The organism is Citrobacter youngae (assembly GCF_003818115.1).
GTDB classification, from domain to species: domain Bacteria; phylum Pseudomonadota; class Gammaproteobacteria; order Enterobacterales; family Enterobacteriaceae; genus Citrobacter; species Citrobacter youngae.
The window spans coordinates 58686-76936 of record NZ_RPOI01000018.1 but is presented as its reverse complement, the minus strand read 5'-3'; the positions used below and the strand labels follow the sequence as shown (position 1 = coordinate 76936).

The following is an 18251-nucleotide window of genomic DNA, read 5'->3' as shown; positions in this document are numbered from 1 at the left end:
AAATCACCCCATATCCTTGAGTTCATTAACCGCGCGCCATGCCTGATCGATCGCAGCATGAGCATAAGCGCTCCAGTCAGCATCAGAATTAGCGATGGCAATACGTCCGATAGGTTTACGCGCCCGCTCAATAATCTCCGGCATTTTTTCCATATCATCGAACAGTGAATTAGCGTAATACGCATAACCATGCGCCCAGCGGTTTACGGTAATGGCCGCAATATCCCGTTGGTTGTCAAAACCGGTTGAGCCAAACATTTCCTGCAACTGAGAACGGATCATCTCTTCATGTGCGGCAAACGTGGTCCCCAGCAGATAAGCACGCCCCAAACGGAACTGCTCCCTCGCGGACAGATTACTGCCAGGATACGTGGGCACATAGACCATATGAATCACCATTGGCTCGTCCGGCGAGGCCGGGTGTTGATATCCGCCGATACTGACCGGATAGTCGAGCTTGATTCGGCTGTAAGGCGCGGCCGGTGAATAAAACTCATGAACCCCCAGTTGCTTAAACGCTTGCCAGTTTTTGACCACCACATTGGTGTACACCAGCGGCGCCTTCACGTTTAGTTTGAGATCGGCCTGCTGCTGCTCTGGTGTTTCCGGTACCAGATATGGGATCATCATGTTATAGCCCGCCATGATGGCATTCTTACCGCGCACGCGATGCATTTTGCCATCGCGTAGCCAGGTGACGGCAACGCCACCCTCCACGTTCGCCGCATTAATCACCGTGCTGTTCAGGCGTAAACGCGTGGTGTTTTCCGGCAAGTCGAGCTTTTCATAATCCAGTCTGGCGAGGACAGAATCTTCCATGGTATTGCCAGGCAGCGCGTCCGGCAGCATGTGTCTGACCAGCAACCGTGCCAGACCCGCATTGCCATCCGGGAAATGATAGACATATGGCTCTTCGAGGTCGGCAAGCGATTCACCGTCCAGCGGCGGCAGCCCTAACGCTTCCATTCCCGGCAATGCGCACGCACGAGCATCACTACCGGAAATGCCTTCAATACCGATGGCAAAGAAATCGTTGGAACGCTGCTGGAAATAGAGCAGCGCCATTTTGCTTAAACCAACCCTGGTGGAAAGAAACTCACTATAGCTGTGGGTATCCAGCCATTCCGTTTTCTCATCAACCGTCATCCCAGGAAGATAATCAACCGGACGCACATGCAGATCGATCAGGGCTTTACGATCTTCCTCACTCAAGGGGAAGTCATTGATAAAGTCTTCGATATTACGGCCATTGAGCCGATCCGGCGGAATATCATCGGATACCGCACGCCCCGGATCGCCGCTGACTATTTTCGTCTCACCAAAATTCTTTTTATCGAAGAAGACGCCGCGACTTAGCTGCCAGTCGGGGTAGAAATTAACGTCAAAACTCTTTTTCAACCGCGTGACGCTCACGCCGACGGTTTCCATCAGCTTATTCACTTCGGGGCTGAAATTATGCGCGGGTGACTGAAAGGCTTCACTCCCGCCATATCCGATAAGTTTTTTGCCTGCGGAGGTGAATTCGTTGCGTTTGGCGTGACCACCAAAATCATCATGGTTATCGAGGATCAGCACCTTGCTGTTTTTCCCGACCAGTTCATGCCAGAAACAACCCGCGGCCAGTCCGCTGATACCGCCGCCCACAATCACCAGATCGTACTCTTCCTCGATGGGCAGAGCGCTTAAATCAAAGTGCTTATGTTCACGGCCTAACGCATGGGCCATTTCAAACGAACCCGGATGGTTACCGCGTAGCCCCGTTAACGCAGGCGGATAATAACTTCCATCAATAAATTCGTGCCCCTTTCCTGCCGCTCTGACCAGATCCAGAGGGGTCAGTCCCGCAGCGATAGTCACCGCCACGCCGTTGAGAAAATCACGTCGGGTAATTGCCATTAACTTTGTCCTTTTGCCACTGACACATTGTCCTAAAAAACACTACAAATGAGAGGTTCCCCCTCGCAGATACAAGGAGGATACCGCCGACTACTTCACTGGCTTCAGCTCTTCATCCAGTTTTTTAGCGTCATAATAATCACCCTGCCAGGTGATTTTTCCTGCCTTAACATGAATATAGCTGACACCTTCAAATTTGATCGGATTATTTGTCGGCGGACTTCCCGCCCATTCGCCGCTATTTTTACCCGAGAATTCCCAACGAAATGCCACAGTATCTTCATCCGCGACAGGTTTACCGACCATTTTCCAGGTCAGATCCGGGACCGCCTTAATAAATGCACCAATCACGTCTTTTTCAGCTTTTTTCCGGCCGGTTACCGGCTCTCCTGCGGCGGCATCGTAATAAACGGCATCGTCCGCCAGGTACTGGGCAGCCAGCGGCGCATTATGCGCATTCCATGCTGCCATATATGCTTTAACCGTGTTCAGCGGTGAGCTTTCTGCCAGACTGAATCCTGAGAACATCACCAATGAAAGTGCGGCTATTTTTAATGTTTTCATCGTATTACCTGTTATTCGGAAATATCACACATGATATGTTTCACCCGGGTATACTCATCGAGCGAATAAGAGGAGAGATCTTTTCCGTAGCCGGATTTTTTGAATCCACCGTGCGGCATTTCGGCGCACAGAGGAATATGACTGTTAATCCATACTGTGCCGAAATCGAGATCAATACTGAAACGCTGAGCGCGACTGTGATTGCAGGTCCAGACGCTCGCGGCCAGGCCATATTCCACATCATTCGCCTTGCGCAACGCGTCTTCATCACCAGAAAACGACTGAATGGTCATTACCGGGCCAAACACTTCGTGTTGGATGGCTTCATCATGTTGATGCAGGCCGGAAATTATCGTTGGCTCAAAGTAGAAACCCGGCCCAGGCCCCGCATGACCACCGGTTTCAATTTTCGCATGTGCAGGTAAACGCTCAATAAACCCCTTCACCTGCTCAAGCTGGTTTTTGCTATTCAGCGCGCCATATAACGCCTCCTGATCCTTCGGAGGACCAAACTTGATACTTTTCGTTTTTTGGATCAGTTTTTCCAGGAACGTCGCATAGACAGAATCTTCCACCAGGATGCGCGTGGCGGCAGTACAATCCTGTCCGCCATTGAAAAATCCTGCGGTAGTGATGGCAGTAATCGCCTTGTCCATATCTGCATCAGCAAACACGACGGCGGGTGCTTTGCCACCCAGTTCAAGATGGGCCTTTGTCAGGTTAGCTGCTGCTGATGCCGCAACCTGCAGACCAGCGCGTACCGAACCGGTAATCGACACCAATGAAGCCGTCGGGTTAGAAACCACCAGTGAGCCAGTACTGGCCTTGCCCAACACAACGTTAAACGCCCCGCGCGGAAATAAGGGTGCCGCCAGTTCAGCCAGGAGCAGCGTACTCACCGGGGTGGTATCGCTCGGTTTTAAAACTACCGTATTGCCTGCGGCCAGCGCCGGTGCAATCTTCCACACCGCCATCATAAACGGGTAGTTCCACGGTGTGACTTGTCCCACAATGCCCAACGGCTCACGACGAATCGTTGAGGTGAACCCGGAGGAATATTCTCCGGCGGCCTTCCCTTCCAGACAACGCGCTGCGCCGGCAAAAAAACGGATCGCATCGCACGAGGCTGCAATCTCTTCTTTTTCGATAAAATGACGCAATTGACCGGTTTCCTGGCTTTGCGCGTTGACCAGTCGTTCAACATTTTTTTCTATCTCATCCGCCAGTTGCAGCAGTGCTTTTTGCCGCTGGGCTGGTGTCGATTTTTTCCACATGTTAAATGCCGCCGCGGCCGCCGAGTAGGCAAGATCCACCTCAGTCGCACCGGCATTAGGCGATAACGCGTACGTTTCACCGTCAACCGGACTCACCAGCTCAAACGTGTCTTCTGTGTTACCCGCTACATATTGCCCATTTATAAAATGCTTCAGGGTTCTCATGCCTGTCTCCCGCCAATTAATACATAAAGAAGCTTATGTAATATATATATTGTAAAAATTTTTCAAATGCGCAACATTGACACTATGATAAACCTCGCACTTTTAACTTAAATTTTACATTTTCAGGGTAAGGTTTTTCATCGTCAGCGTGCAGTGCGCTTTGACGCTATCGGGACACACATCCGCCTGTGCAGCGATGTTGCGCGTGGGCATGTAAAATAACGCGGCCATTCTGACCTTTCGTGCCCCGCGGGCATGTGTTAAAAATGGTCGTTGTTTCAGGGAATTAAGTGCAGAAAAGATTATGATTACTCATGCGGTCATATTTGCGCCTATCGGGCAGGTCAGTCGTTCAGACCAGATAGTGCAGCGCCTGTCAAATGCCATTATTACCGGGTTGCTGGAGCCAAAAGAACAGCTGCCCAATGAAACCGATTTGGCAAAGATGATGGGTGTCTCACATATTACTATCAGAGAAGCGCTCAACACGCTTCGGGCTAATAATCTTATCCATACGGTTCGTGGCCGTAATGGCGGGAGCTTCGTTTGCGAGAATATTGATGGCAAAAATAGCGCCCTGCATCCGTTTAAATCGATCAGTACCGATTACCTTTCGGATTTAGGCGAAATGCATTGCGCCATTATCAGCCACAGCGCCAGGTTAGCCTCCAGACGCATGACCGCGGCGGATATTGCCAAATTTCGCGAGTTTGTAGACGTGCTGAGGAAAGCCGACTCACCGGAACTGATGACTCAGGCCGATATGCGTTGTTTGCTGGCAATTGCGGCCAGCTCTCATTCAGCACGGCTGGCCAACCAGGAGCTTCAGGTCCAGGCCGAGTGGGCATCACTGGTGGCAATACTCTATCGCGCCGACAATATTCATGCGGAAATTATCGCGCTTTATTCGGCGCTGGCCGACGCGCTAGCCGCCCATAACGAGACCGGGTCAGTCCAGTACGCCACGCAGATCATCGATACGTTTACCTATTACCTTATTGAAAAAAAGCTGAAATATAACTCGAACTGACAATCAGTGAAGGCAGGACAGACCATGAGCTCTTCGACATCCTTAAGCGCATTAATCCGTAAAATTGATGATATTACCGTCTCTACCGTAGAGTCTACCGTTGCGCTGGCGAGGAGCATTCACGAGGCCATTGCCGGTGTGCAAAAAGGCTCCGCCGAAGTTGTCCTCGACCCCGCTGTCAGATCAACGGTTCAGCAACACATCAAGAGCACACTGAACAACAATCACTACTGTTCGGGCGCAGGTTTCGCCAGCCATATTGAGAGTACAGAAACCACCAAAGAATATTGGCTGCTGGAATGGTGGTATAAGAAAGATAATGGATTGAGTCAGGCACATCTGGATTTGGATCAGGCGACGCAACAGCGACTGGATTTCAGAACCTTTGAGTGGTTTAAGCATTCGCCTCCGGCAGGTGAAGCGTACATCCATGGCCCGTATGTCGACTATATCTGTAACATCTCCTATACCCTAACCTCAGCGGTTCCGGTTTACTATCATGATCAGTTCCTCGGCGTCGCCGCCGTCGATCTGCTGGTCAGTCAGATAGAAGCCGAACTGCTCTCCTGCCCTCACCCTGATTATGTCATTCTGACCAATCTGGAAAACCGGATCATCTTTTCCAGTTGGCCGCGCTTTCGCGTCGGTGAATTATTGTCACCAGCCCACAGCACGGTGGTGTATCAAAGCGACTACTTTATCCTTTATCACTACCAGAAATAGTCCATTCAAGGCTGAGCGTTACCGGATAAGGATGCCAGCGTTGTATCCGGCGCGCAAAGCGTTCGAAATTAAGGGCCCGAAGGCCCTTAGTTTTAGTTATCCTGCCCTATATTGAGCTTCGTGGCATAGGCAATAGCATCGTTTTCCGGTGCAGCCGAGCGGCCAAAAGGTCGGGTAAGGAACATGTAGATCAATCCTGAACCTACCACAATCGCCAGACCAAACAGTACTGTCCAACGGTCGATGAAATCACTGCTGTCAGCTGGCTGCGCCAGTAACCAGATCCCACACAGGCCGTAAGCTAATGCCAGCACGTTTACAATCACGCCCCAACCACCAATCGTCCACTCTCCGGCGGGTTTCCAGCCTTTCAGACGTTGACGCAGCGCGGCCAGTACCACCATCTGGAATGAAATATAAATACCGATCACAGCAAATGCGGTGATACGCGATAAGTTATCTGGCTGGAAATAGACCCAGACACAAATGATAACCGGCAACACGCAGCTGACGACCATGGCATTATCCGGGACACCATTTTTGGAAATTTTGGCCATCCACTCGCTGCCCGGCAGCATTCTGTCGCGGGAGAAAGAAAAGATAAGACGACTTAACGCCGCTTGCAGAGACAGAATGCACGACAGCATCGCGATAATAGCGACAACGATAAAGACCGTCGCACCGGTTTCCCCCAGCGCTTCATTGAGGATTGCCGGGATCGGATCGGCGGTTTTGCCATTCACGATACTCACCAGGTTCGGTGACGCCAGCAGATAGCCCATGACGGAGATAATGGCGGAGATCGCGCCAAACACGATACTTAAAATCATGGCTACCGGAATTTTTTTGCTTGGATTTTGCACTTCCTCTGCAACGTTACCGCACGCCTCGAAGCCAAAGAACATAAACAGGCCCATCAGCGCGGCAGACATAAAGGCGGTGGAATAACTTCCGTCATGTGCCAGTACCCCCATCGAATCAAAGATGACGGAGAAAGGCTGTGAACGGTGGAAAATCAGCAGGTAAATACCCAGCGCAATCACGCTGACGATTTCACACCAGAAACCAATTTTGGCGACCCTGGCCAGATTCCTGGTCCCGGACATATTGACGGCCATCATCAAAAGCAGCAGCAAGACGGAGGTCACCAGCATGGTGGCGGGTGTCTGGCCATAATGAAAGAGTGATTCAACAAATGTTGATGTATATTCCGCGATCGAGGTAATCGTCACCACCAGCGCCCACAGGTAGATCCAGGCGGCGATCCACGCATATTTCTTACCCCACAACCTTCTCGCCCAGGGATACAGCCCCCCGGTGATCGGATATTGAGACGCAACCTCACCAAACACCAGGGCGACTAACAACTGCCCACACGCGACGATTAAAATCCACCACACCGCGGGTGGTCCCGCCAGCGTCACTGCCAACGCGAACAGCGAATAAACAGCGGTGAGCGGTGACAGGTAGGTAAAACCCAACGCAAAATTTGAAATAAGCCCGATCGAGCGGTTGAACTGTTCTTTGCCATCTTTTTGAAAGTTATCGTTTTTCTTATCAGGAGTCTGTTCCATATTGCTTTCTCTTTTGTGGAATAGTCGCAGGGTTGAACAATTAATGTATAAAAGATATTAAGTTATATGTATAGTGATTTTGTCGCATATTTGTTAAAACAAATCGCACATCACGTTCCTGAATAAACAAGGGCTCGATTCGATTTAATAACATTTAATTAACATAACGAGCGAATGACGAGAGGTTTTCAGCGTTGGAGGCCTGGACGCTGATGTCGCGCGGGGCACGGGAAAACGCGCACGCCGTTGAGCAGCACCGTCTGCTGCTGGAAGCGAACCGCCATCTGTGAGATACGCTGCCGGAAAAATACGCTGACCTGGTATAAGAACGTGCTTAGTAGCAATAATCGCTGCTGTTCAGCAACATTTTTGCAATATAATGGAATGATGTTAAACGCTGAACCTGGCAGGTGAATGATGGAAATTGATCTCGATAATCTGGTCTTTGATGGGCTGGAAGAAGCGCAAGAGCGTAATGCTGAACGTCTGGAAGATGCGGACAAAAAAGCGCAGGAAATGATTGCTGATAACGACTGCGGCGATGCCTGCAAAATCTAATTTCTGAACCGGCTCAATGCCGGTTTTTTTATAGTCAGCCTGCGCTTCACGCCGTATAACGCAACGCCTCAATCAGCTGTGCAAAGGCTGCGGTATGTTGTCTACGGCTGGGATAGTACAGGTAATAACCGGGAAAAGGTTCACACCAGTCTTCCAGCACTTTTTCCAGCGCTCCCTCTGCTACCGCCTGCTCGACGGTGTCTTCCGGTACAAATGCCAGGCCCATGCCCGAAATCGCCGCACTGATACGCGGTGGAAGATTGTTAAAAATAAGCTGCCCTTCTACCCGCACGCGGAGATCCTGCCCATTTTTGGCAAACTCCCAGGCATACAGCCCGCCCAGGGTCGGCATGCGCATATTGATACAGTTATGATTCTGTAAATCATGCGGGGTTTGCGGTTTGCCATGGCGGGCAAAATAGGCGGGGGATCCCACCACAACCATGCGCCAGTCGGGACCGATCCTGACAGCAACCATATCTTTGGCCACCTGCTCGCCAAGCCTGATACCGGCATCATAGCGTCCCGTCACGATATCCGTCAGGCTGTTGTCGATGGTCATTTCCACATTTACATCAGGATACGCCTGCAAAAACGGCTGTAGTGCAGGCCAGACGGTCGATTGCAACGCATGTTCCCCGAGCGTCAGACGGATATTCCCCGCCACGCGCTGGCGAATATCGGTTAATGCCAGTAGCTCCGACTCAATGTCATCGAAACGCGGACTGATACTGTTGATAAGCCGTTCTCCGGCTTCAGTTGGCGCGACGCTTCGCGTGGTACGGGTCAGCAATCTGACATCCAGTCGCTCCTCAAGCCCACGAATGGCATGGCTTAATGCTGACTGCGAGACCCCTAACTTCGCTGCGGCGCGGGTAAAACTGCGTTCACGGGCAACGACAATGAGATAATAGAGATCGTTAAAATTATCACGCAGCATGCTTGTTCCCAATCCAGACCTGTTTTGATGTATGTTACAGATCAGAATTGAGATTCAGTAGTATTTCTGCTCATTTTGCACACTTCATTCCAGTACATTTCGCGCGTCAGGCGAAGTTCAGCGTGTTGTTTTATCACGGAACCACTCCGGATCAATGTTGGCGATATCCACCCCATACAGGCTGGCGACAGGAAGAACAGACTCCACAACACGCTGAAGATTTCGTTCCGCACTATGTTGTGGAGTCTGTGGATGTCGATTCTTTATACGCAACCAAAGATATTTAACCCCGTTCATCTTCTCCGCCTCCGCTGTCTGTTGGGCTCAACTTATTCCAGCGCAGAATGCGTAAAAAATGAAATGCGAATTTTTGCCAACGTTGTGCGCTATTTTGCATTTCAGTTTTTCATTATTTTCACCCGCAATTAACACCTTTTTCACTAATACCATTTTGTATATAGATAAGAATTTTTTCTTATTTGGTCACCGCCGCAAGTTATGGGAGCGTAAAAAGCACAAACCAAAACAACAGGGATTCAAAGAAAATGATGGCAACGACGATTCACAGCACAAAAAAAACATGGCTGGCACTCAGTGTCCTGCTGGCGTCAGGCATTGCCGCGTCATACGCTCAGGCCGATCAACTGGCCGATATCAAAGCCGCAGGCGTGGTAAAAATCGCCACCTTTGACGCCAATCCACCGTTCGGCTCTATTGATGCAAAAACACATAAAATTGTCGGCTACGACGTTGATTTCGCTGAAGCGCTGGCTAAATCACTTGGCGTTAAACTGGAACTGGTCGCCACCAATCCGGCTAACCGTATACCGTTATTGCAGTCCGGTAAGGCCGATTTAATCGTAGCGGATATCACGATTACACCTGAGCGTGCACAGGTTATCGATTTTTCCGCCCCTTACTTCGTTACCGGACAGCAATTCCTCGTTCCGGCAAAATCGCCGGATAAGCTTGATGACTACAGTAAGGCCCGTATCGGTGCGGTGAAAGGGACGACAGGTGAGCAGGCGTTGCATCAGCGTTTTCCACAATCACGTGTGCTGGCCTATGACGATATTCCGCTGGCATTAACCGCCCTGCGTAATGGTAATGTCCAGGCGATCACCCAGGACAGCACCATTCTGGCAGGGTTGTTAGGCGGTGCGCCGGATAAAGCAGATTTCAAAATTTTGCCCGACCTGTTGAGCAAAGAAGAAATTGGTGTGGGTGTGAAAAAAGGTGAACCTGCGCTGTTGAAGGCCGTGAACGACGAGCTATTAAAGCTCGAGTCAACCGGGCAGGCAGCCAAAATTTATGATGTCTGGTTTGGTCCGCAAACCAAAAATCCACAGCCCCGCGCCTTCAAAATAGAAGCGAAGTAATATGCTCTCAGGCCTTTTTCATCGTCCCGCAGCTTCGGCTGCGGATTTTACGCATCTGCGCCAGGCGCGTGTTGAACTGCGTAATGTCATAAAACACTATGACAATCATACCGTGCTTAACGGCGTCAGCCTGTCGGTTGAACCGGGCGAAGTCGTCACCATTCTCGGGCCTTCTGGCTCAGGAAAGTCGACGCTTATTCGCCTGATAAACCAACTGGAGTCACTGAGCGGCGGCGATATCTTTATTGATGACAAACCAATCGGTCAGCTGCGCGGCCCCACATTGCGTCAGCTTCGCAGCCGGATTGGTTTCGTGTTCCAGCAATTCAATCTCTACACCCACCTGACGGCACAGCAGAACATCACGTTGGCGCTGGAATATGTTCACGGTTGGAAAAAAACGGATGCTGAGCAACGGGCACTTGAACTGCTGGAACAGGTAGGATTAGCTGAGAAAGCCGATGCGTATGCCGCCCAACTTTCCGGCGGGCAGCAACAACGTGTTGCTATCGCCCGCGCGCTGGCCTCCTCGCCGCAAATCATCCTGTTTGATGAACCCACCTCCGCGCTGGATCCAGAAATGATTGGCGAAGTGTTGCAGGTCATGAAGCGTCTGGCTCATAGCGGTATTACCATGATTGTCGTGACCCATGAAATGCATTTCGCCAGGGAGATTGCCGATCGTGTGGTGTTTATTGATGGCGGCGATATTCTCGAAGTCGCACCTCCTGAGGCGTTTTTCACTCGCCCTCAGCACCCCAGGACCCAACGTTTTCTGAAAAAAGTGCTCGACCCGTTACACCAGGAGTCATCGTTATAATGCATGCAATGGACTGGCAGGGGGTGCTGAGCGGGCAACCTCTGCAATGGATAATCTCCGGTTTTCTGACCACACTTTGGGTCACGCTAGCCGGCGTGGTACTCGCCACGGTGTTTGCCATCTTTCTGCTCAGCCTGCGCCTGACAGGACAGCGCTTTGCGACCACCATGGTCAGCGTGTGGGTCTCTGTTTTTCGCAATACTCCTTTACTCGTCCAACTGATGTTCTGGTACTTCGCTGCATGGAATCTCCTTCCTCGCGACGTGATTACCTTCATTAATGCGGAACACTCCTGGTCCATTCTGCCGGGGGATGTCTGGTGGTTAACGCCGGAGTTTCTCTGCTCCGCATGGGGGCTGGGTGTCTTTACCTCGGCCTTTCTGGTCGAAGAGGTCGCCTCCGGTTTACAGGCTGTGTCTGGCGGGCAGCGCGAGGCAGCCATAGCACAGGGGTTTTCGTCATGGGCGACGTTTCGTCACATCCTGCTCCCTCAGGGGCTGGCAAATGCCTGGCAGCCGATCGTGGGGCAATATCTTAATCTGATGAAGCTGTCTTCATTGGCCAGCGGCATTGGCTTTGCAGAACTGACATACCAGGTACGGCAAATTGAAAGCTATAACGCCCATGCGTTGGAAGCCTTTGCCGTCGGCACGGCACTCTACCTGCTGACCGGCATTGTACTGGGGATGTTGTTAACCCGTCTTGGTCCTGTGTCTGCAGCAGGTAAACCGTTGGCGCGTAAAACACGCATATTCCGTTTCAGGAGCCTACTGCATGATCGCTAATATTTCGGTTATTACCGACAATCTGGACTACCTCCTGTGGGGGCGGGTCACAGAGGGGCAACCGGGGGGCGTTCTGCTCACGCTGTTGATGGCGATTGGCGCAGCGGCACTGGCGCTTCCCGCTGGGATCGCACTCGCCTGCTGTGCCTGGCGTTTTCCTGGGGCGATACGTAAGGGGCTGTTTATCTGGGCAGAGTTTATTCGTGGTATTCCGTTAATCTTCGTGATTTTCTGGATGTGGTATCTGTTGCCCATGCTCACAGGCAGTGATTTACCGGGAGCCATAACCGTTACGCTGGCATTGGCCTGGTTTACCGCCGCCTCGGTGATGCATTCTGTGTACGCGGGTATCACTGCGCTGCCAGGCGGTCAGTATGATGCGGCCATCGTTCAGGGGTTTCGTCCGCTCCAGGCGCTCGGGTTAATTCTGTTGCCACAGGTTCTGCGCAACGTACTGCCCTCGCTAACGGGGATTTTTATCGGGCTACTCAAGGACACGTCGCTGGCATTTATCGTCAACGTACCTGAACTCACGACGGTTGCGGGTCAGGTTAACAACCGGGTACAAATTTACCCGGCGGCTATTTTTGTCTTTACCGGACTGGTCTATTACCTGCTGTGCTTTAGCCTGGAGAAGATCACTCAGCGTCGGTTCGCGTTGAAATAGCAACACGGCTCAACATGCCACAAATTGATGGTCTTCGTTGAGCCGATACTTCACCCCTGCGCGAATGTTATTTTCACCCTCAATAGCCACCGCAAAGCGCATTCTCTTACCGTCGTGATAGGCAAGAGCCGCGCATCCGCCGGGGCCGAGAATTATTGAATCGACCACGCCAGTACTGGCAATAACAGTGTTTTCTCCGTTGGCCATGATCTGCACGTTGTCCGCGCAGTTGGCGATTTTCGACTCTGCGCCAAAACTGGCTATCTGGGTTAAATCACCGCTGCTGGCGATACGACTTCTGTCACCCAGCGAACTGATGCGCACCCGCATACCCGTGCTGGCCATTCGTGTACCGCCGCCCACACTACTGACTCGTGTGGAGTTTCCCGCGATGGCAATACGGCCACGCTCACCGGAGCTGGCAACATGAGCGTTATAACCCACGCAGCCAATACGTGCGCTGTAACCTGCACTGGCAATCTGCGCGGCGTATCCGGCGCTGACGATTTTAATGTTATCGCCCGCGCTACCGAGACTGTCGCCATCAGCCGCGCTCGCCAATTGTTTACCGTTGTCGTCTGCCGTCTGCGGACAGACAACACGACCCATCGCACAGATATCCTGCTGGACAAAATTCTCTTCATCCTGCCATCTTGACCAGCCGTATTCCACGAGGCTATCTGCCCAGTCACTATACCCTTCCTGCTGGAGTGCACGGTGCACCTCCGCATAGCTGCCTCCTTCAGGAAACGCACGCAGAAACCAGCGATACATCACGGGCCCGACGCGCCAGGCCCGTAAGTCACCACGCGTAATCATCATCTCTTAATGCCGGTGATAGCCATCCACCATGCACTTAAAGGTTTCGCCCGGTGTGCGTCCTGTGGTGCAGAGATAAAGATGTCCAAAAATGAAAAACACGCTCACGACAGCCAGCGCAAAGTGCGCCTGCAGCAACCAGTAACGTACGCCAGGGAACAGATCGCCCACAGCCTGTGGGTACAGGGATAGCAACCCGGAGATCAGCAGTAGCGGCAGCAAACCGTACATCACTCCGACATACGCCGCCTGCTGTAACGGATTGAATTTCGAACGCGTTGATGCCGGGAATGGATGCGCTTCGCCCTGCATAATGCCAAACAGGTAAAATCGCGTCTGCCTCTGCGCCCGGCCGATCCAGCCCTGACGCTGAATAATATAGTGATGCCCGTTCCCCCCAATCAGGTTAATCAGGACAAAACCAATCCAGCAGGCAAGCAGCAAAAAGCCACAGACCTCATGCACAGTCAGCAGGCTTTTCATCACTGGGGCACTGACCGCAGTGAAATGATTTAGCAGGCCGCTGGCCAGCAGCAACAGAAATAATAGCGCATTCGACCAGTGCCACAAACGGACAGCTTTCGAGTATAAATAGACCTTCTCTCCGTGTCCTGCAGACGCTTTATTCGCTGAACGAAAGCGCAACATTGCGTGGAGTGCCAGCACCAGCCACATCCCCACCAGCATTAACCCGGCGAAAACCAACCAGACAGGCCAGTAATCCGGCGAAAACATTGGGACGTACTGCGCAAGCTGTGCGTGAAACTGTTCGGCATTCTGCGACGCGTTCATACATTATCCTTTTTAATCAAATGTTGACCGAACCGACGATACAGATGGGGCTTCCCGGCGCCTGCAAGTTGATATTCGTAGTACTTGTTTTCCCGCAACCAGGTCTGAATTTCCGGGCTGTCCTCACGGCCAAAAATCAACGCGTGCTCTGGACAAGAATTGACGCAAATTGGCGGGAAACCTTTCGCCAGACGTGATTCGGCGCAGAAGTCGCATTTATCCGCCACTTTGGTTTGTGGGTTGAGATAGCGTACCTGATACGGACATGCGCCAATGCAGTAACTGCAGCCGATACAACGAGAGGTATCGACTCGCACAATCCCGTTTTCATCTCGCCAGGAAGCACCGGTCGGACACACCTCAATGCAGGGGGCATCGTCACAATGCTGACAGGACTGACGAAAATAGTGATACAGCGTTTCGTTATCGTTATCCGTTACCGGGATATGGGCTATTGATAAACGACTCCCCTGAACAGGAACATGATTCGTTTTCCTGCACGCTCGGGCGCAAATATTACATCCGTTGCACAATGATTCGTCGTGGATCATGACATAACGAACGTTTTTAGTACTCTTCGTACTCGCTAACAGGTTTTGGCCTGGGCCGGTGAAAAAAATCACCGTCCCCATGCCAATGACAAATTTTCGTCGGGTGAAGGACATCGGGTTATCCTCTAATGCTGTGACAGTGATCGTCCACACGTTCCATGACATCAACCTGAAAAATTCAGGGGTTCTGATACTGCTCAACCTCAAGCCATTCGCACAGGCCATACGCTTTGCCGTAACTCATAAAGCGCTCGCTAAACAGATAAGGTTCCGCATTCGACGATTCCACAGCACGTATGTCTGCATAATCAGGATGCGTTTCCATTGCCGTGAGCGCCGCCGTAACCTGCTCAGGTTCAAAGTGGTATGGCGGTTGCGCCAGCATGGCGACCTTATAGGGGCGAGGATACGTTTGGCAGTCAAAACGTACCGCTTCTGCAATGGCACGGCAGATATCATTTTCCACCACCTGCACACACATCTCGGCGTAGTTTGCCGTCATGGTTTGCGTCGAGTAGAAGTAGGTATCCTCTGACCCCTGGATACAGAGAATATCTGCGTCGGATGCATGCTGACACATCGCGTCCAGCAGGGTAGCCAGGTCACTTTCAGGAACCGAATAAGGTGGCAACAGAAACACGCTGCGTGCCACCAGTTGACCTGAAGCAGAATGCTGGCGGATAAAATCCGCCACTATCGACTCCGGACTGGTGGGTTCCTGGATTAATGACGAACTCTGGTGTGCGACAGGCTGGTGTAACGCGTGCAGCCACTGTCTCTTTTGGCTATCCACGTCATCACCATGCACATCCTCTGCAGCGGCCAGGTCGTTACTCACGTACGTCATCTGCGTTCCTTACGCCGGCAACAGATTGTGTGCAGCCAGGTCGGCAGCCACATCCTCAAGGCCGAGGCGGTGAAGGGTGTCGCGAGTTGGGCAGCCCAACGCCGGGTCCCAGCCCATTTCCTGATAGAACATCGTAAGCGACTGACGCATATCTTCCCGGTCCATCTTGTCGGTCCCTTCGGTAAAGACTGGGATCTTCGGATCTTTATCAAACACCCAGGAGCAGATCAGGTCGTGCTCATTACGCATATCCATGGTTTGCATCAACTTGACTGTATAAGCACGGTGCAGGGTAAAAATGCGCTCCGCGGCCAAATCCAGACTCGCCTGAGTTGTTTCATCCCCCGTTACGGCCTGGAAGAATTTCGCTTCCAGATCGAGGTCTCCACGATAGTTTCGACTCTTCAGTGGCGAAACCGTCATTGGCCAGACCCAGTTACACAGCGTAACCGCATTGTGCAGACAGACTTTCAGCAGCGTCCATTTGGCGTATTTGATTTTGGCGGCATTAATCGGGGTATAGTTTTTGGTTTCATCGTAGGCATCCTGTGAACCAAACAGTTCGCCCGCTACTTCACGCTGTAGCGCCAGCGGTAAACCGGAGCCGATAAAGTTGATATGGGTATGCGTCATACAGTCGCGGTTGAACATACAGTTGGTGATCGCCCCCACCTGCGCCGAGGCTTCGTTCGCATGGTGAACAGGGAAACCAAACGGCGACCATAGTTTGTTCTTCGCGTAACCCCAGTACTCTTCGCCCAGATTCCAGCGTTCTGCAATCGCGTAGGAACCATCTGCCAGGTGGCTGAGTTCACCCACGCGATGCGCCAGTCGATAGTAGAAATCTTTGATAAAGTTCGGATCGCCTGCTTCCAGTTGATCCCAACGGATCTCTGCATACTCTGCCGTAGGTAACACTCGCTTAAAGACGCCTTTGGAGTAGCAGTAAGTAAAGTCACGGTGCAACTGCCCGTAGTTACACCAGATGCCATAATCGTCAAACAGGTTCAGGCCAACCAGGTTTCCTACGACGCGCCCATCGTCTTTATCGTCGAAATCTTTCGGCCCATTCGGGAAAATAGTGGTATGTACAAAGTTCGCCACGCAGGTATTCCCGCCGGTACTTGGCACACCAAAATCTTTCACACGGGGAACATTGAGTTGCGACATACAGCGAATTGGACATGAATGGCAGCCACTCATTTTGACGGTATACTTCTCAGCGGCCGGGCCGAGATCAAACACGGATTTATGGGTACGAAAACCGACCGTATTCTGGTTTCCCGGTGGAATTTCCCCCGTTTCGATTGGCCCTCCTTCCGCAGCGCCCCAGAACAACCCTTTGCGAGCCGTCCAGCGCGAATTAGGTGAAGAGTATTCAGCCCAGGCCTGCGGCGTGCTCGGCACAACATGGTTGTTGTTGGCGCCGATTAGCTCGGTCATCATGTAGTCATTAAGCCGCTTCATCTCTTTGCGATCGGCAATATTGACCCCCTGGGTCCCTTCTACCGCAATGGCCTTCAGGTTTTTCGACCCCATGACTGCGCCAGTGCCGGCTCCGCCGCTGTGGTTACGGCTATTAATCATGCAGGAAAGCGGAACGAGGTTTTCACCCGCCTGACCAATGGCTGCAACGCACGTTTCCGGGCTGGTGATACGGCATATTTCTTCAGTGGTTGCGCGCGTACCCTTACCCCATATGAAGTCCGCTTTTTCGATGCTGACCTTATCGTCTTTGATATTGATCCAGACCGGAGAAGGTGATTTCCCTTCGATAATAATGGCGTCGTAACCCGCGAATTTCATTTGTGCGGCAAAGAAACCGCCCATATGGGCATCGACCACTAAATTGCCTTTGGTAAATGTCGATAATGAGGTGATATTAACGCGAGAACTGCAGGGCGCGCCCGAACCGGTTAGCGGCCCGGTCGCGAAAACCAGCTTATTTCCTTCATCAAAAGGTTTGGTGCCTGGCTGGACTTCGTCGTACATAATTTTATAGCCAAAGCCCATCCCACCGACAAATTTCTTAAATTTACTGGAATCTTCAACGGTGATATTACCCGTGGTGAGATTGACCCGTAAAATATTACCTGTCCAACCATTAGCCATCATGTTTTCCTTTGCAAGAAGGTCCGATAGATATACTCGCCACCTTTCAGGCAGTTCTTTTATTCAAAAACTGCAATTTTCGGCATTAAATGACGCGTATCAGGCAGCCCTGCTATCCATCAAACAGTAATATCTTTCCACTCAATAATTTTTAATGCCCCTGTCGGACAAGCATTAGCGCATTCCCCGCATAAAACACATTTTGAGGATTTCTTCGTTACGGTATTAACGGTCGCCATCATCCATGGGCAGGCCGTGGTACAGGCACTGCAGCCAATACAGCGTTTATGATCTACGGCAATGCAACCGTCTTCCTGTTTCCAGGTAATTGCGCCAATCGGGCAGACTTTCATGCACTGGGGATCTTTACACTGACGGCAGGTGTCTGCGGTGTAGTTTAAATCGCCGTACAACCCGCCACCGGACCCAACGCCATCATCGCCAAAGAAGTAGTTACGATGAATTTTGATGCGGGAAAAGAAGGTGCCAACAGCGCCATCGTTATAATTAGTACAGGAAATTTCACAGCGGTGGCAGCCAGTACAGCGGGCTCGTTGAGTCACCAGCACCCCTTTCGGCGTATTGATAAGTCCGACGGTGCCGCTATCGATATCTTCCTGCTTGCAACCAAAAAGGGATAGCAGAGCGGGGGCAATCGTTAATCCTGCCAGACCCTTCCCTGATATACGCAGAAACTCAAGCCGCGTTAAACCACAATCTAAAAATGGACGATCAACCTGGTTCATTTATTTCGC

Annotated in this window: 19 protein-coding genes; 7 read left to right on the top strand and 12 right to left on the bottom strand. The window is 51.6% G+C overall.

Annotated features, from left to right (window positions below):
- Positions 1–3: 3 nt before the first annotated feature.
- From EHN13_RS16110 to EHN13_RS16100, 3 genes are all read right to left on the bottom strand, one after another.
- Positions 4–1896 (bottom strand): NAD(P)-binding protein, encoded by a 1893-nt coding sequence (locus EHN13_RS16110; RefSeq protein ID WP_048211814.1) that lies wholly within the window; start codon positions 1894–1896, stop codon positions 4–6.
- Positions 1897–1986: 90 nt separating this feature from the next.
- Positions 1987–2460 (bottom strand): ester cyclase, encoded by a 474-nt coding sequence (locus tag EHN13_RS16105; protein WP_053065222.1) that lies wholly within the window; start codon positions 2458–2460, stop codon positions 1987–1989.
- An 11-nt stretch (positions 2461–2471) separates the two neighbouring features.
- Complete coding sequence (locus EHN13_RS16100) at positions 2472–3899, bottom strand: gamma-aminobutyraldehyde dehydrogenase (RefSeq protein ID WP_124021729.1); 1428 nt, start codon at positions 3897–3899, stop codon at positions 2472–2474.
- 304 nt (positions 3900–4203) lie between these two features.
- Between EHN13_RS16100 and EHN13_RS16095 the strand changes: the two genes are divergently transcribed.
- Entirely contained in the window at positions 4204–4929 is a 726-nt protein-coding gene (locus tag EHN13_RS16095; RefSeq protein ID WP_040233767.1) for a FadR/GntR family transcriptional regulator, read from the top strand.
- A 24-nt stretch (positions 4930–4953) separates the two neighbouring features.
- Positions 4954–5652, top strand: a complete 699-nt coding sequence (locus tag EHN13_RS16090) for a cache domain-containing protein (RefSeq protein WP_116360133.1) — start codon at positions 4954–4956, stop codon at positions 5650–5652.
- A gap of 92 nt (positions 5653–5744) precedes the next feature.
- On the opposite strand, the gene EHN13_RS16085 is transcribed toward EHN13_RS16090, so the two are convergent.
- Complete coding sequence (locus tag EHN13_RS16085; protein ID WP_048211817.1) at positions 5745–7226, bottom strand: APC family permease; 1482 nt, start codon at positions 7224–7226, stop codon at positions 5745–5747.
- A gap of 417 nt (positions 7227–7643) precedes the next feature.
- Between EHN13_RS16085 and EHN13_RS16080 the strand changes: the two genes are divergently transcribed.
- Positions 7644–7784 (top strand): hypothetical protein, encoded by a 141-nt coding sequence (locus EHN13_RS16080; protein ID WP_086523654.1) that lies wholly within the window; start codon positions 7644–7646, stop codon positions 7782–7784.
- 46 nt (positions 7785–7830) lie between these two features.
- Here EHN13_RS16080 and EHN13_RS16075 read toward each other — a convergent pair whose 3' ends face one another.
- A complete protein-coding gene (locus tag EHN13_RS16075) occupies positions 7831–8724 on the bottom strand; it encodes a LysR family transcriptional regulator (protein ID WP_048211818.1) in 894 nt (297 codons plus the stop codon).
- 117 nt (positions 8725–8841) lie between these two features.
- On the bottom strand, positions 8842–9021 hold the full coding sequence (locus EHN13_RS16070; RefSeq protein ID WP_005122845.1) for a hypothetical protein: 180 nt from the start codon (positions 9019–9021) through the stop codon (positions 8842–8844).
- Between the two features lie 248 nt (positions 9022–9269).
- Between EHN13_RS16070 and EHN13_RS16065 the strand changes: the two genes are divergently transcribed.
- From EHN13_RS16065 to EHN13_RS16050, 4 genes are read left to right on the top strand one after another with little or no spacing between them, the layout of a single operon-like run.
- Positions 9270–10103 (top strand): ABC transporter substrate-binding protein, encoded by an 834-nt coding sequence (locus EHN13_RS16065; RefSeq protein WP_048211819.1) that lies wholly within the window; start codon positions 9270–9272, stop codon positions 10101–10103.
- Position 10104: 1 nt separating this feature from the next.
- Positions 10105–10923: an amino acid ABC transporter ATP-binding protein gene (locus EHN13_RS16060; RefSeq protein ID WP_061067815.1), complete on the top strand. Its 819-nt coding sequence runs from the start codon at positions 10105–10107 to the stop codon at positions 10921–10923.
- Positions 10923–11708 (top strand): amino acid ABC transporter permease, encoded by a 786-nt coding sequence (locus tag EHN13_RS16055; protein ID WP_040233756.1) that lies wholly within the window; start codon positions 10923–10925, stop codon positions 11706–11708. The genes EHN13_RS16060 and EHN13_RS16055 overlap by 1 nt, the downstream gene beginning before the upstream one ends.
- On the top strand, positions 11698–12375 hold the full coding sequence (locus EHN13_RS16050) for an ABC transporter permease subunit (protein ID WP_101741682.1): 678 nt from the start codon (positions 11698–11700) through the stop codon (positions 12373–12375). Before EHN13_RS16055 ends, EHN13_RS16050 begins: the two co-directional genes overlap by 11 nt.
- Positions 12376–12384: 9 nt before the next feature.
- Here EHN13_RS16050 and ydhT read toward each other — a convergent pair whose 3' ends face one another.
- From ydhT to EHN13_RS16020, 6 genes are all read right to left on the bottom strand, one after another.
- Positions 12385–13197, bottom strand: coding sequence for a protein YdhT (gene ydhT, locus EHN13_RS16045; protein WP_061067814.1), 813 nt, complete (start codon positions 13195–13197; stop codon positions 12385–12387).
- A 3-nt stretch (positions 13198–13200) separates the two neighbouring features.
- Positions 13201–13986 (bottom strand): thiosulfate reductase cytochrome B subunit, encoded by a 786-nt coding sequence (gene phsC, locus EHN13_RS16040; RefSeq protein ID WP_061067813.1) that lies wholly within the window; start codon positions 13984–13986, stop codon positions 13201–13203.
- Positions 13983–14651, bottom strand: a complete 669-nt coding sequence (locus EHN13_RS16035) for a 4Fe-4S dicluster domain-containing protein (protein WP_048211825.1) — start codon at positions 14649–14651, stop codon at positions 13983–13985. Before EHN13_RS16035 ends, phsC begins: the two co-directional genes overlap by 4 nt.
- Before the next feature lie 64 nt (positions 14652–14715).
- Positions 14716–15384 (bottom strand): YdhW family putative oxidoreductase system protein, encoded by a 669-nt coding sequence (locus EHN13_RS16030; RefSeq protein WP_121584566.1) that lies wholly within the window; start codon positions 15382–15384, stop codon positions 14716–14718.
- Between the two features lie 9 nt (positions 15385–15393).
- A complete protein-coding gene (locus EHN13_RS16025) occupies positions 15394–17496 on the bottom strand; it encodes an aldehyde ferredoxin oxidoreductase (RefSeq protein WP_124021771.1) in 2103 nt (700 codons plus the stop codon).
- A 119-nt stretch (positions 17497–17615) separates the two neighbouring features.
- Complete coding sequence (locus tag EHN13_RS16020; protein ID WP_048211828.1) at positions 17616–18242, bottom strand: ferredoxin-like protein; 627 nt, start codon at positions 18240–18242, stop codon at positions 17616–17618.
- Positions 18243–18251 lie beyond the last annotated feature (9 nt).

What these genes read in the sequence shown, in the direction of transcription:
- EHN13_RS16110 (WP_048211814.1), bottom strand. Translation starts at nt 1,896, where the DNA reads ATGGCAATTACCCGACGTGATTTTCTCAACGGCGTGGCGGTGACTATC.
- EHN13_RS16105 (WP_053065222.1), bottom strand. Translation starts at nt 2,460, where the DNA reads ATGAAAACATTAAAAATAGCCGCACTTTCATTGGTGATGTTCTCAGGA.
- EHN13_RS16100 (WP_124021729.1), bottom strand. Translation starts at nt 3,899, where the DNA reads ATGAGAACCCTGAAGCATTTTATAAATGGGCAATATGTAGCGGGTAAC.
- EHN13_RS16095 (WP_040233767.1), top strand. Translation starts at nt 4,204, where the DNA reads ATGATTACTCATGCGGTCATATTTGCGCCTATCGGGCAGGTCAGTCGT.
- EHN13_RS16090 (WP_116360133.1), top strand. Translation starts at nt 4,954, where the DNA reads ATGAGCTCTTCGACATCCTTAAGCGCATTAATCCGTAAAATTGATGAT.
- EHN13_RS16085 (WP_048211817.1), bottom strand. Translation starts at nt 7,226, where the DNA reads ATGGAACAGACTCCTGATAAGAAAAACGATAACTTTCAAAAAGATGGC.
- EHN13_RS16080 (WP_086523654.1), top strand. Translation starts at nt 7,644, where the DNA reads ATGGAAATTGATCTCGATAATCTGGTCTTTGATGGGCTGGAAGAAGCG.
- EHN13_RS16075 (WP_048211818.1), bottom strand. Translation starts at nt 8,724, where the DNA reads ATGCTGCGTGATAATTTTAACGATCTCTATTATCTCATTGTCGTTGCC.
- EHN13_RS16070 (WP_005122845.1), bottom strand. Translation starts at nt 9,021, where the DNA reads ATGAACGGGGTTAAATATCTTTGGTTGCGTATAAAGAATCGACATCCA.
- EHN13_RS16065 (WP_048211819.1), top strand. Translation starts at nt 9,270, where the DNA reads ATGATGGCAACGACGATTCACAGCACAAAAAAAACATGGCTGGCACTC.
- EHN13_RS16060 (WP_061067815.1), top strand. Translation starts at nt 10,105, where the DNA reads ATGCTCTCAGGCCTTTTTCATCGTCCCGCAGCTTCGGCTGCGGATTTT.
- EHN13_RS16055 (WP_040233756.1), top strand. Translation starts at nt 10,923, where the DNA reads ATGCATGCAATGGACTGGCAGGGGGTGCTGAGCGGGCAACCTCTGCAA.
- EHN13_RS16050 (WP_101741682.1), top strand. Translation starts at nt 11,698, where the DNA reads ATGATCGCTAATATTTCGGTTATTACCGACAATCTGGACTACCTCCTG.
- ydhT (WP_061067814.1), bottom strand. Translation starts at nt 13,197, where the DNA reads ATGATGATTACGCGTGGTGACTTACGGGCCTGGCGCGTCGGGCCCGTG.
- phsC (WP_061067813.1), bottom strand. Translation starts at nt 13,986, where the DNA reads ATGAACGCGTCGCAGAATGCCGAACAGTTTCACGCACAGCTTGCGCAG.
- EHN13_RS16035 (WP_048211825.1), bottom strand. Translation starts at nt 14,651, where the DNA reads ATGTCCTTCACCCGACGAAAATTTGTCATTGGCATGGGGACGGTGATT.
- EHN13_RS16030 (WP_121584566.1), bottom strand. Translation starts at nt 15,384, where the DNA reads ATGACGTACGTGAGTAACGACCTGGCCGCTGCAGAGGATGTGCATGGT.
- EHN13_RS16025 (WP_124021771.1), bottom strand. Translation starts at nt 17,496, where the DNA reads ATGGCTAATGGTTGGACAGGTAATATTTTACGGGTCAATCTCACCACG.
- EHN13_RS16020 (WP_048211828.1), bottom strand. Translation starts at nt 18,242, where the DNA reads ATGAACCAGGTTGATCGTCCATTTTTAGATTGTGGTTTAACGCGGCTT.